Below are 12,775 nucleotides of genomic sequence, written 5' to 3'. Positions count from 1 at the left end.
TTCTGCGTCGTGCGTATCGACGATGAGGCGCGTCACCTCGTCGTCTTCGTAGGGAATGAGGGCATCGTTGAGGAACGTCTTGAGCGGCAGATCGGCGAGGGCGTAGCGCGCGGCGACGCGCTCGGCGTCCGAGGCCGCGGCAAGGCCGGCGAGTTCGTCGCCGGATCGTCGCGGCGAGGCCGCCGCGAGCAGCGCCTTGAGATCCGCGAACACGTGGCGGGCGCCGCCGATGTCGTACCGATATGCTCCCATCCACCTCATCCTTCGCTGTCGAACGCCACCAGGATAGGAGAAGTCGCAAGGAACGTCACGGCTTTATCTATGTGGTTTTGTGGTTTCTGATTTGACGTATCCCGGCAAGGATACTGCAAGGCGGGCGCCTTGAAACCGTTGGCAATTTTGGTCCGGGGACCAACAAACAAGCAAAATGCTCCATATCCGCCTCTGATGCACGCATTTCTGGCGTTCCCTTTCGCCTTTTGGCCGATTGACCGAGGCGCGCCCGAATGGCACGAGCGTTGCTGTGGGGTTGGCGTGCCGTTCGGTAAAATCCGCATAAAACCACATGCGGGTCGGTGCTTCAGAGGGCTGGCGATATATGACTTCAATTGATCGTAGGACACTGATGACCCGCGCGGGCGTCTTCGGCGCCAGCGCGATGGTGCTGGACCCAGCCTTCCTTTGCTCGTCGGCGATGGCCCAGACGAGCAAGCCGATGGTCTTCCTTTCTGCCGAGAACATCACCGGCAACTGGGACCCGACGGCGCATACGACGCTGTCGCAGAAGAACGTCGAAGGCTTCGTCATGGGCTTCCTGACGCGCACGCCGATGCGCCTCGACGACCCAGAAAAAACCAACTACGAGCTGGCGACGAGCATCAAGCTGCTGGACGAGCATCGCCTCGAGATCAAGCTGCGCAACGACATCAAGTTTCACGACGGCAAGCCGTTCAAGGCCGAAGACGTCAAGGCGACCATCGAGTACGGCGCGCTGCCGGATCGTCCCGCGCAGTGGTATCCCGGCCCGACCTCCGGCCTGACGATCACCACGCCCGACGACTACACCGTCATCATCGACACGACGAAGGGTGGCTACCCCGCCGATCTCTTCATCTTCCTCGCCTCGTTCCTGCCGATCATGTCGGCGACCGACGTCAAGGGCGGCCCGTCGGGCCCGCTGACGCAGCGCCTGAACGGCACCGGCCCCTTCAAGTTCGACGGCCAGAAGGGCAACTCGACGGTCCTCAAGGCCAACATGGACTATTTCCATGGCGCGCCGAAGATTTCCGAGATCCACTTCAACTTCGTTGGGGATGCCACCACCCGCATGCTGTCGCTGCTCAACGGCGAAGCCTCGATCGTCGAGCGTCTCGAGCCCGAGCAGGTCGCCACGCTGACCAAAAACCCCAAGATCAAGACGAGCACCATCGTCTCGGTCGAGAACAAGTATCTGTGGTTCCGCTGCTCGAAGCCGCCCTTCGACAACCCGCTCGTCCGCCAAGCGGCCTGCCACGCGATCGATCGCGCGTCGGTACTCGAACTGCTCGGCAGCGCCGGTCACGAGTCTTCGAACTTCGTGTCGCCGGTCAAGTTCGGCTACATCGACCTGCCGAACTATCCGAAGTTCGATCCGGCCAAGTGCCAGGAGCTGCTCGCCAAGGCCGGTTTCCCCAAGGGCAAAGGCCTGCCGCCGCTGGAATACATCGTCTCCGTCGGCTTCTACCCGAAGACCAAGGAATACGGCGAAGTCATCACCGGCATGCTGCAGGAGCAGGGTTTCCCCGTCACGCTCACGGTGCTCGAGCCTGCGGCGTGGAACGAGCGTCTCTATGATCGTCCCGGCGGCGGCCCCGGCCACATGATCGATTGCGGCTGGTCGACCGGTTCGCCCGAACCCGACCTCGTGCTGCGAACCCACTTCTATTCCAAGTCGAAGCGCATCTGCGGGATCGTCGATCCCGAGATCGATGCGTCGCTCGACAAGGAGCGCAACGCCCCGACGCTCGAGGCCCGCAAGAAAATCCTGCAAACCGAGACGATGCCGCTTCTGGCCGACAAGGTTCCGGCGCTGTCGCTGTTCACCTCGGTCATGATCCACGCGATGCAGAAGGATCTCGACGGGCTGTTCATCTATCCCGACGGGTCGATGGACGCGTCCAAGGCGACCAACGGCTGATGTTGGTCTTTGGCGAGGGCGTCTCTGGAGGCACGTCTTGGAAATCCTGAGCTTTCTTGCGCGGCGTATCGCGCAAGGCCTCGTCATCGTCTTTCTGGTGTCTGGCCTGATCTTCACGCTGCTGCGTGTGGTGCCCGGCGATCCCGTCCGCCTGATGGCGGGCGGGATGGCGCCGGAAGCCTTGATCAACGAGATCGCGACCAAGATGGGGCTGCGCGATCCCATCCCGATCCAATTCATGCGCTACATGGGCCATGTCGTGCGTGGCGACCTCGGTGAATCCTTCGTGCGGCCGGCCAACGGCGCGTCGACGGGCGGCTCGAGTTTTGATGACTCGACACGCGGGGCCCGAGCCAAGGTGCTCGACCTCATCGGCGAGACGCTGCCGATGACGTTGCAACTCGCCGGCGTCGCCGTTGCGATGGCGCTCGTCATCTCGGCCTTGATCGGCATCCCCGGCGGTCTGGCGCCCGGACGATGGCCGGACCGGCTCGCCTTCTACGTTTCTTCCGTCTTCATCTCGCTGCCGAACTTTTGGTTGGGTATCGTTCTGACGCTGCTGCTGTCGGTGAAGCTCGGCTGGCTGCCGGCGATCGGCTACGGTGGCTTCGCCTACACGCTGCTGCCGGCGTTCGTTCTCGCCGTCGAACTGTCGCCGGTGCTGATCCGCACGCTGACCGGATCGCTCGCCTCCATCATGCAGGAGCCGTTCATCGCTGTCGGCGCCGTGCGCGGTCTCAGCCGGCGTCGCATCATCGCCAATCACGCGTTGCGCAACGCCTCCGTGCCGCTGCTCAACCTGCTCGGCGTGCAGTTCAGCGGTCTGCTCGGCGGCGTGCTGATCGTCGAATACATCTTCGACTATCCCGGGCTCGGGCTGCTCACCATCAACGCCGTGCTGCAGCGGGATTTTCCGCTGATTCAGGGCATCGCGATCGTCACCAGTGCGATCTTCGTCTTCATCAACATCGCCGTCGACCTCGCCGCGACGATGATCGACCCGAGGCTCGAATACTGATGAGCGCCGTCGACGTCGTCGCCTTCACCGCCACGCCCAAACGCAGTGGCAGCTCGATCTCGCAGCGGATCTGGCGCCTTGCCGTGTCCTCGACCGAGTTTCGCATCGGGCTGGTCGTGTTCGTGCTGCTGGCCCTTGCCGCCGCGATCTACCCCGAAGCCAGCGGCATCGATCCCACCCACATGAACGTACGGGCACGGCTGCTCGAGCCGCTGTTTATCGGCGACCATTGGAGCATCGCGCATCCGCTCGGCACCGACCAGATCGGCCGCGACATGCTAGTGCGCTGCCTCGTCGGCCTGCGCTATTCCTTCCTGATCGGTGTCGCCACCGTCGCCTTGATGCTCGCGGTCGGTTGTGCGCTGGGCATGCTCGCCGGCTATTATGGCGGAATGGTCGACACGCTGATCATGCGCATCACCGATGCGCAGCTGTCGATCCCGATGATCATCCTCGCCATTGCCGTGCTCGGCGTGTCGCGGCCGACGATCCCCGCGATCATTCTCGTGCTCGGCCTGTCGAGCTGGCCGGTCTATGCCCGTGTGATGCGCAGCGTCGTGATGAACGAGCGTGGGCGCGAATACGTCCGCGCGGCGCAGATCATGGGCGCCTCCAACCTGCGCATCATGGTCGGCCTGATCGCGCCACTGGTGATCCCGCCGGTGATCTTCGTCTCCGTGCTCGACATCGCCCGGATGATGATCTTCGAATCCGTTCTCGGCTTCATCGGCCTCGGCGTGCAGCCGCCGACGCCGACCTTCGGCAACATCATCGCCGACGGTCGCAAATATCTGCTCGACGCCTGGTGGATCGCGACGATGCCCGGCGTCTTCCTCTGCCTGACCCTCACCAGCATCAACCTGATGGGCGCCTCGCTCGAACGCGCGCGGCATCGTATCTTCGGAGGCCTGGCATGAGTGCGGAGCCAATCCTTCGCGTCCGCGACCTGTCCGTCGGAATTGCCGGCAACGCGCGGCCGATCCTGGCCGACGTCTCCTTCGATCTCGCACCACGCGAGATCCTGGGGATCATCGGCGCCAGCGGCTCCGGCAAGACGGTGCTGTCGCGGGCGATCGTCAACTGGCTGGAGGCGCCACTCGTCGTCACCGGCGGTTCCGTCGCCTTCAAGGGCCGGGACATCCTCAAATTGTCGGGCGGAGCGATGCGCGCCACCCGGCGCGAGATCGCCTATGTCGGCGCCAATCCGATGGGTGCGCTCGATCCGACGTTGCCGGTCGGGCCGCAGATCGTGGAAAAGCTGCATGCCGTCGCGCCGGAGATAGGCCGCGAGGACGCCAAGCGCCGCGTCATCACGCTGCTCGACGCCGTGCGCATTCCGTCGGCGGCGACGCGCTTCCACGACTTTCCGTCGCAGTTCAGCGGCGGCATGATGCAGCGCGCGCTGATCGTCGATGCGCTGGTCTCGAACCCCGCTTTTCTCGTCGCCGACAACGTGACACAACCGCTCGACGTCACCGTGGCGGCGCAGGTGCTGCGGCTGATGCGCGAGCTCACCGTGAGCTTCGACACGGCGATCGTCTTCATTTCGTCGTCGTTGCCGACGGCGTGTGACGCCGCCAACATGATTCTGGTCCTCGACGAGGGCAGGGTGGTCGAGCGGCAGCAGAAGGACGCGCTGGTCGCGAACCCGACCCACGCCTACACCGCCGATCTCGTCGCCAACACGCCAAAGATCTGGACGGGTACCACGCCGCCGCGCACGCCGCCGGTCGGCGAGCCGGTGCTGAGCGTCCGGGGCGCCTCGCGCAGCTACCACGTGCGCAAGCGCGGCAGTTTTGCCGGCACCAGCGAAGTCCGCGCCGTGCGCAACGTCACTTTCGACGTCCATGCCGGCGAAAACTTCGGCATCGTCGGCGAGTCCGGCTGTGGGAAGTCGAGCCTGATGCGGCTGCTCAGTCGCCTGGAGCGGCCAGACGGCGGCCAGATCCTTTGCGAAGGCGTCGACATGGCGACGCTGTCGGGCCGCGATCTCCTCGCCTTCCGCCGCACGGTGCAACTGGTGCTGCAGGACCCCTTCGGCTCGCTGCCGCCGCGCACGGCGGTCGGCGCGATGATCGAGGCGCCGCTGCGCATTCATGGGCTGGGCGATAGCAAGGCGCGGCGCGAGCGGGTCGTGGCGATGATGCGGGAAGTGGGGCTTTCGCCCGAGCTTTACGACCAGCTGCCGCTCGGCCTCAGCGCCGGCCAGCGCCAGCGCATCAACGTGGCGCGCGCGATGATTCTGGAGCCGCGCATCCTCATCATGGACGAGACCTTATCCGCGCTCGACCAAGCGGAGCAGTTCAAACTGCTCGCCTTGTTCGAAACCCTGCAGGCCAAGCACGGGCTCACCTATATTTTCATCTCGCACGACATGGCGCTGGTGCGCCGCACGTGCGACCGCGTCGCCGTGATGTATCTCGGCGAGGTCGTCGAGATCAGTCGTAACGAGCGGCTGTTCTTCGATCCCGGCCATCCCTACAGCCGCGCCCTGCTCAGCGCCATTCCGACGCTCGAAGAGAAGCGCTACCGCACCGAGGACTGCCTGCTCGACGGCGAACCGCCGAACCCGATCGACCTGCCGGTCGGCTGCGGCTTCGCCGGCCGCTGCCCCAACGCCTTCGATCGCTGCCGGGTGGAAAGCCCGGTGCTGATGGCGCGCGGCAACCGCGATCTCGCGGCCTGCTTCCTCGTCGAGCGCGAGGCTGCGCCGGTGCTGGAAGAGGCGCTGGCGTGAGGATTAGCGCCACGATTCGCGCGGTCGGGCTTGATTCCGCGCCAGTCGCACGGCATGCGGGTGCACGGCGGTCGCTTACGATACGTCGGCGGGGCGGCGGTCGCCCGATGGGATATTCCATGCCCCTTCCTGATCTGCGGCTCAACGTGATCCTCGCGGAACTCGCCAAGCACGATCGCGTCTTCGTCAAGGATCTCGCCACCCAGCTCAACGTCAGCCGCGAGACCATCCGCCGCGATCTCAAGCAGCTCGAACTCAATGGGCACATGCGCTGCACCTATGGCGGCGGCGTGAAACCATCGGTCGGCGGCGATCTGCCCGACGTGATGCGGATGCGCGTCAACGCGCGCGAGAAGGCGAGGATTGCGGCACGGGCGGCGAAGCTGGTTCGCGACGATACGACGATCTTCGTCGACGCGGGGACGACGACGCTGGCGTTCGCGCGGCATCTCGTCCAACGGGAGCGTGTCCGCGTCTTCACCAATTCGCTCGATATCGCGCAACTTCTGTCCAACGGTTCGGTCGCCGAAGTCACGGTGATCGGTGGCCGCCTTCACGCCGACTATCGTGCCTTGTTTGGCCCGATGGCGATCGAGGCGATCGAAAACTACGTGTTCGACGCAGCGTTCATCAGCATCGCGACGGTCGATTACACGCACGGCTTCATGGACTTCGGCCAGGACGAGGCCGCGATGCGGCGCGCCCTGTCGAAGCATGCGAAGGAGGTCGTGATGCTCGCCGACAGCGCCAAGTTTGGGCGAACGGCGACCGTACGAACCCTCGACCTGCGTCAGGTTCATCGTCTCGTGACCGATGCAAAACTACCCGCGGATTTTACCGCTAAGCTCGAAGAGGCTGGAGTCGAAGTTTTTTATGCTTGATATCAAAAACACCGCCGCCGACGCGCCTTTCGTGGATGCGGCCGAACTGCATGCGATGATGGATGAGGTTTCGACCTTCGGCGGCGGTCCCGGCGGCGCGATGACGCGCCTGACTCTCTCCGAAGAAGACCGTGCGGCGCGCGACTGGTTCGCCGCCTTCATCAAGCGGGAAGGCTTAAAGCTCGAGATCGACGTGATCGGCAACATGTTTGGCCTTCTCGATTGGGCAGGCCCCGATGCGCCCGTCGTAATGACCGGCTCGCACCTTGACAGCCAGCCCAACGGGGGCCGCTTCGACGGCGCCTATGGCGTTGTTGCAGCCTGCGCCGCGGTGCTGGCTTTGAAGCGTCACGTCGCAGCGACCGGCATCAAGCCGAAGACCAACATCGTCGTCGTGAACTGGACCAACGAAGAAGGCGCGCGTTTCCAGCCGAGCCTGCTTGGCAGCGGCGTCTACACCGGCGAGATCGATCTGGCCTTCGCCCTGGCGCGGACCGACGGCGACGGCGTCAGTGTCGGCGAAGCCCTCGACATGATCGGCTATCGGCACGAGTCGGCGCCGCCGCTCCCCGCGGCCTACATCGAGCTCCACATCGAAGGCTCCGACAAGCTCGAACAGGCCGGGCTGCGCTTTGCCGCTTTTCAGCGGTTCTGGGGAGCCACAAAATTTCGCTTGGCGTTTCTTGGGCGGCAGGCGCACACCGGCCCGACGCCGATGGCCGAACGCCGCGATGCGTTGCTTGGCGCGGCCTATCTCATCGCCGACTTGAAGACGATTGCGGATGAAGCCGGCGTCGATCTGCACACCTCCGTCGGCCGGCTCGAGGTGTATCCGAACTCGCCCAATGTCGTGCCGGCCGAAGCGGTCTGCTTTATCGAGCTACGGTCCGGTTCGGCCGAGGTTCTGGCCAAAGCCGAAACGGACATGAACGCCGCGGTCGAACTTGCAGCTGCCAAAGCCGGCGTCGGCTTCGAGATCCGCGCCGTCGACCGGCGCCGTGCCGGGCCGATGGACCCCGGCCTCGTGCGGCTCGCACAGGAGACCGCGAAAACCATCGGCCAGGAGACGCTGCTGCTCGACACGATCGGCGGCCACGACGCCGTGAGCATGGCGGCGGTTTGCCCGTCCATCGTCATCGCCGTACCCTGCGTCGGCGGCGTGATGCATCATCCGACCGAGTTCACCAGCGAACCCGATCGCGAACTCGGCGTCATCATTTTAGCCGGCATGCTATGGCGCTTCTGCACCGACGGCAACATTCTGGAGCAGCGCTGATGGACCTTTTGGCGTGACGGTTTTGGGTCAAGCGACGACGGCAGCCGAGCACGCCGCCGAAGCCGCCATAGCGGCGATACCGGCCTGGGCCGACGCGGTGATCTCCTATCGCGCCGCAACGGTGCCGGTCATCTCGACGATGCACCGGTCGATCGATTGCGACGGGTTCGCCGTCACCGTCGACGGCGAACCGCTGTTCCTCAAGATCACCCATCCCGAGGCGCGGCCTTGGATGAATATGGCCGCCACGTTCGAGGCGGCGTCGGCCGCCGCGGCGCTCGGCGTCGCCCCGACCCCGCGCTATTTTCTGCCCGAGGCCCACGCTATCGTCTTCGACCGGCTCGATGCGCCTTGGCACACCGCGATGATGCACGATCTACAGAGCCTCGACGTCTTTGCCGATGTCACCGTTGCGAAGAAGCGCATCCATGCGGGTGCCCGCTTCAAGCGGGATTGGTCCGTGTTCGGCGGCATCCGTACGGTGCAGGCGGCGCTTGCCGACAGCGCCACCGCGGACGCAACCGATGCGTGGTGGATGCTCGACACGGTCGCCGACATCGAGGCGGCGTTTCGGGCCGCCGGCACGGACAGCGTGCCCTGCCATGCCGACGGATTGGCCTCGAACATCATGATCGGGCCTGACGGTGCAATTCGACTCGTCGACTTCGACATGGCCTGCAATACCGACCCGCATTACGAACTCGGCTGCCTGCTCAACGAGGCCTACGTCTTCGAGGAGCAGATGCGCGCGGCGTTGGAACGCACCGAAGGGGCCGTCCATGAGACGGTGCTCAATCGCTGCCGCCTCTACGCCATCGCCGACGATCTGTATTGGGGCCTGTGGGCGACGCTGATGAACGCGACCTCGGAACGCCGCGGCATCGAATTCCTAAAATATGCCAACTGGCGACTGTTGCGCTGCCGGATGGCGATCCGCGATTACGGGTTCGAACGTATGCTGAGGGCCATCTGATGGCGGATCATGGCGCCCCTCTCTTTACCGGAACGGTGTTTGGCCAGGCCGCCTCCGAGGATGAGCGCGAACTCGAAGCCGCACTGCGCGACGTGGAAGTCTGGCGCGGCAAGATCCGCGGCTATCGCCCGGTGCTCGGCGGCATCAGCAACACCAACTGGCGTATCGACGTGGAGGGTGAAGCGGGCTCGTTCTTTCTCAAGATGCCGGGTCGCGGGACGGAAATGTTCATCGATCGCAAGGCTGCGCTCGACGCCAGCCGACGCGCTCAAAAGCTTGGCATCGGCCCGGTCATCTACGAATATCTTGCCGACCGCGGAATCGAGATTACGGACTTTATCACCGGTCGGCGGTCCTGCTCCAACGCCGACTTTCAAGATCCTGCCATCCGCGCCGCTGCGGTCAAGACCTATCGTGTCTTCAACGATTCCGGCCTGCTGACGCTGACCAAGACGGTGTTCGACATGATCGACGAACACATCGATCAGGCGCGCAGCCTTGGCGGCGCGTTCCCGCCGGATTGGGCTTGGCTGTTCAAACAATACCACCTTGCCCGGGCCGCGCTCGAAGCGTCGGGCATCGACCTCGTGCCTTGCTTCAACGATCCGATGCCGGGCAATTTCATGCTCGGTGCCGACAAGTCGATCATGCTGATCGACTACGAATACAGCTCCAACAACGACCGCTGCTACGACCTCGGAATCTGGTGCGGCGAAATGTTCTTTTCCGAAGCGGTCGAGGCCGAAATTATCGAGACCTATTTCGGACACTTCGATCCCGTGATGAAGGCGCGCCTGACGGTGCATAAGGCGCTTGCCGACATCAAATGGTCGACCTGGGCGATGGTGCAGAACAAACTGTCGACACTCGATTTCGACTTTTTCAAATACGGCGCCTGGAAGCACATGCGCGCCCGTTCGATCATGCGCGATCCGCGCTGGATCGACTATCTCAAGCAGGTTTGAGCGATGACGTCTTTGGTTGCAGCCCAGTCCCTCGACTGGCACGAAGCGCTCGCCTTCGCGGAAGGACTCGCTGACGCGGCGCGGCCGATCGCGATGGCGCATTTCCGCGGCACGTTCGATACGGCGATCAAAGCCGACGGCTCGCCGGTGACGATTGCCGATCGCGGCATCGAACAGGCGCTGCGGGCTCGCATCGCCGCGCGCTATCCCGAGCATGGCGTCTACGGCGAAGAGTTCGGCGCCGAGATCAAGGCGCAGACCTGGGTCGTCGATCCCATCGACGGGACGAAAGCCTTCGTCACCGGCATGCCGCTGTTCGGAACCTTGATCGCGCTGGTCGAGAACGACCGCTCCATCATCGGTGTGATCGACATGCCAGCACTCGGCGAACGCTGGGTCGGGACGCCGGATGGCGCCTCGCTGAACGGGAAGCCGGCCCGCGTCAGCCGCTGCACCACGCTCGCCGAGGCGCGCCTTTACACGACGTCGCCTGACTCCTTTTCGCCGGAAGGCCTCGCCGCCTACGAAAAACTCAGCCGGACCGTTGCGCTTCGCCGCTTCGGCGGCGACTGCTACGCCTATGGGCTCCTCGCCTCCGGGCACTGCGACGTCGTGGTGGAAGAAAGCCTGCAGCCCTACGACTATATGGCCCTGGTGGCGGTGGTCGAGGCTGCCGGCGGTGTGATGACGGATTGGGCGGGCCAACCGCTTGGCCTCGCGTCAAAAGGGCAGGTCGTCGCCGCCGCGAGCGCGGACCTGCACAAGGCCGCGCTCGCGTTTCTCACGGCGGCTTAAAATGCCGTCTTGATCAGAACTGGACGCCGCGCGTCAGCGCGCCGTCGACGACGAGATTGGTGCCGGTGATGAAGCTGGCGGCCGGGCTCGCCAGGAACACCGCGGCGTTGGCCATCTCTTGGGGCGTTCCCATGCGGCCGGTCGGGTTGAGCGCCAGCGCCGTCTTGTACAGCTCGGGATTGCCGTCCTTGATCTGGTTCCAGATCCCACCATCGAAATAGGTGTTGCCCGGCGAGACGCTGTTGGCGCGGATACCCTGGCCGGCGAGGTGGTAGGCGAGGCCCTGCGTATAGTGGATGAGCGCAGCCTTGAAGGCGCCGTAGGGGCCCGCGGCGAAGTCGATCTCGCGCCCCGAGACGCTGGAAATGCTGACCATCGACGCGGCCTTGCTCTGCGCGAGGAACGGCATCGCGGCATCGACGAGCCGCACGCAGCCCATCATGTCGACCTCGAAGCCGCGCTTCCAGCTGTCCTCGTCGGCACTGACGGACAGCGCGCTGACATTGGCGATGACGATGTCGATGCTGCCGAGCTTTGCCGCAGCCTCGGCGACCCAGGCTTTCAACGCCGGACCATCGCCGACATCGCAGGCTGCGCCGAAGGCGTGGACGCCAAGCGCTGCGATCGCGTCCTGCGTTTGCGCAACGTCGTCCGCATTGCGTGCGCAGAACGCGATGTCCGCGCCCTCGCGTGCAAGCGTTTCGACGATGGCGCGACCGATACCCTTGGTGCCGCCGGTCACGATGGCACGCAGGCCTTTGAGTCCTAGATCCACGAGAACCTCCAAGTGCACAAAAAGAGACAGCGGCGAGGATGATCCTGCCGCTGTCGGTTGTCGATTATGATGTCGGGTCCGCTCAGGAGTGAGCGGCGATCCCGAGGAGGACGCCGACCGGCACGACGACGGTGCCGCCGAGGTAGAAGCCGTCCTTGGGGTGAACCGGGGTCAGCGGGTTATAGTAGCTGTTGGGGTTCACGATGTACTGCACGACGGGTTCGAAGGCGAGGCCGTAGGGCAGCGCGAGATGTCCGTTGAACTCGAAGATGAACTTGTCGCGGGCGACGCCCTGGTTGCCACCGGACACGAAGTTAGCGGCACCGAGGTAGGCGTCGTAGCTCTTGTTCAGACGTTCCCAGTTGAACTTGACGCCGAACTGCGTGCCCGGGTTGTTCTGGAACGGCGCCAAAAGCTTGGCGCCGACATAGACGTCGGATTCGATCGGCATCGTCGAGTCGAGCGAACCGCCGCCGCTGCCGTAGATCGAAATCGCCGTCGGCGTCGCGTTCTTCACCGTGCCGCCGTCAGCGCGCCACACCACCTGCTCGGCCTGGACGACGACGCCCGAGGTGCCCTGTTCGCTGCGCGTCGTGCCAAACGCCGTCGCGGCGTTGTAATCGACGTGCGACTGCGTGTTGAAGAAGCCGGTCAGGCTGTAGGTCGCGGGATAGGCCGTCGTGTCGTACTTGGTCTTCCAGCCCATCTCGGCCATGCCGATCGCGCCGCTCGCCTGCGTCTCGTTGAAGTCGTAACCGGTCTGCTGGTTGCGACCGCCGTTGGCCGCGAACACGCCCGCTTCGACATAGACCGGGGAGTTGGTTTGATAGCTGATGTTGCCGCCGATCACGCCGTACTGCGGCGAGCTCCAGCCGGCGTTCAGCACCAGAATGCTCTGGAAGCAGCTGTTGATCGAGTCGCAGTTCGGGATCGCGTAGAAGCGGTCGGGATGCGTGATACCGGCCTCGATGTCGAGCTTGCCGTCCATCAGCTTCTGCTCGATCGTGGCGCGCGACAGGCGCGTGAACGTCGGGTTGAACGGCGGCTGGTAGCCGACGGTGCTGTCACCGATCTGGCCGGCGAGGCCGAGGTTGTGCACGTTGGCGAAGAAGGTGTTCTCGTAATGCAGGTACGTGCCCTGCAGGCCCGCCGCCTTGCCGAGATCGATGTCGGTGCCGA

At 64.5% G+C, this 12,775-nt stretch carries 12 protein-coding genes; 9 read left to right on the top strand and 3 right to left on the bottom strand.

Annotated features, from left to right (window positions below):
* On the bottom strand, window positions 1-252 hold a 252-nt coding region (gene eutB / locus GSQ79_RS10485; RefSeq protein WP_158808668.1), incomplete at its 3' end, for an ethanolamine ammonia-lyase subunit EutB.
* Window positions 253-625: 373 nt separating this feature from the next.
* Here eutB and GSQ79_RS10480 point away from each other — a divergent pair.
* The 9 genes from GSQ79_RS10480 (at window position 626) to hisN (ending at window position 10,821) form a co-directional block, all read left to right on the top strand.
* Window positions 626-2,176 (top strand): ABC transporter substrate-binding protein, encoded by a 1,551-nt coding sequence (locus GSQ79_RS10480; protein ID WP_246725248.1) that lies wholly within the window; start codon window positions 626-628, stop codon window positions 2,174-2,176.
* A gap of 37 nt (window positions 2,177-2,213) precedes the next feature.
* Window positions 2,214-3,194 carry an ABC transporter permease gene (locus GSQ79_RS10475; RefSeq protein ID WP_158808666.1) on the top strand — a complete coding sequence of 327 codons (981 nt, stop codon included), beginning with the start codon at window positions 2,214-2,216 and terminating at the stop codon, window positions 3,192-3,194.
* Complete coding sequence (locus GSQ79_RS10470) at window positions 3,194-4,111, top strand: ABC transporter permease (RefSeq protein WP_158808665.1); 918 nt, start codon at window positions 3,194-3,196, stop codon at window positions 4,109-4,111. The genes GSQ79_RS10475 and GSQ79_RS10470 overlap by 1 nt, the downstream gene beginning before the upstream one ends.
* Window positions 4,108-5,931, top strand: coding sequence for an ABC transporter ATP-binding protein (locus GSQ79_RS10465; RefSeq protein WP_158808664.1), 1,824 nt, complete (start codon window positions 4,108-4,110; stop codon window positions 5,929-5,931). Before GSQ79_RS10470 ends, GSQ79_RS10465 begins: the two co-directional genes overlap by 4 nt.
* A gap of 119 nt (window positions 5,932-6,050) precedes the next feature.
* Entirely contained in the window at window positions 6,051-6,812 is a 762-nt protein-coding gene (locus tag GSQ79_RS10460) for a DeoR/GlpR family DNA-binding transcription regulator (protein ID WP_158808663.1), read from the top strand.
* Window positions 6,805-8,088 (top strand): Zn-dependent hydrolase, encoded by a 1,284-nt coding sequence (locus tag GSQ79_RS10455; protein ID WP_158808662.1) that lies wholly within the window; start codon window positions 6,805-6,807, stop codon window positions 8,086-8,088. Before GSQ79_RS10460 ends, GSQ79_RS10455 begins: the two co-directional genes overlap by 8 nt.
* Before the next feature lie 13 nt (window positions 8,089-8,101).
* Window positions 8,102-9,061 carry a phosphotransferase family protein gene (locus GSQ79_RS10450; RefSeq protein WP_158808661.1) on the top strand — a complete coding sequence of 320 codons (960 nt, stop codon included), beginning with the start codon at window positions 8,102-8,104 and terminating at the stop codon, window positions 9,059-9,061.
* Window positions 9,061-10,026, top strand: coding sequence for a choline kinase family protein (locus GSQ79_RS10445; protein ID WP_158808660.1), 966 nt, complete (start codon window positions 9,061-9,063; stop codon window positions 10,024-10,026). Before GSQ79_RS10450 ends, GSQ79_RS10445 begins: the two co-directional genes overlap by 1 nt.
* Window positions 10,027-10,029: 3 nt before the next feature.
* A complete protein-coding gene (gene hisN, locus GSQ79_RS10440; protein WP_158808659.1) occupies window positions 10,030-10,821 on the top strand; it encodes a histidinol-phosphatase in 792 nt (263 codons plus the stop codon).
* Window positions 10,822-10,834: 13 nt separating this feature from the next.
* Here hisN and GSQ79_RS10435 read toward each other — a convergent pair whose 3' ends face one another.
* Together GSQ79_RS10435 and GSQ79_RS10430 are read right to left on the bottom strand one after the other, a co-directional pair.
* Window positions 10,835-11,596, bottom strand: coding sequence for an SDR family NAD(P)-dependent oxidoreductase (locus GSQ79_RS10435; protein ID WP_158808658.1), 762 nt, complete (start codon window positions 11,594-11,596; stop codon window positions 10,835-10,837).
* 82 nt (window positions 11,597-11,678) lie between these two features.
* The coding region (locus tag GSQ79_RS10430) for a carbohydrate porin (RefSeq protein WP_158808657.1) at window positions 11,679-12,775 on the bottom strand (1,097 nt) is incomplete at its 5' end.

Source organism: Beijerinckia sp. L45, assembly GCF_009765775.1.
In the GTDB taxonomy this organism is placed as follows: Bacteria; Pseudomonadota; Alphaproteobacteria; order Rhizobiales; family Beijerinckiaceae; genus RH-AL1.
The sequence above is the reverse complement of the archived record's forward strand: the minus strand, read 5'-3'. Positions and strand labels throughout refer to the sequence as shown.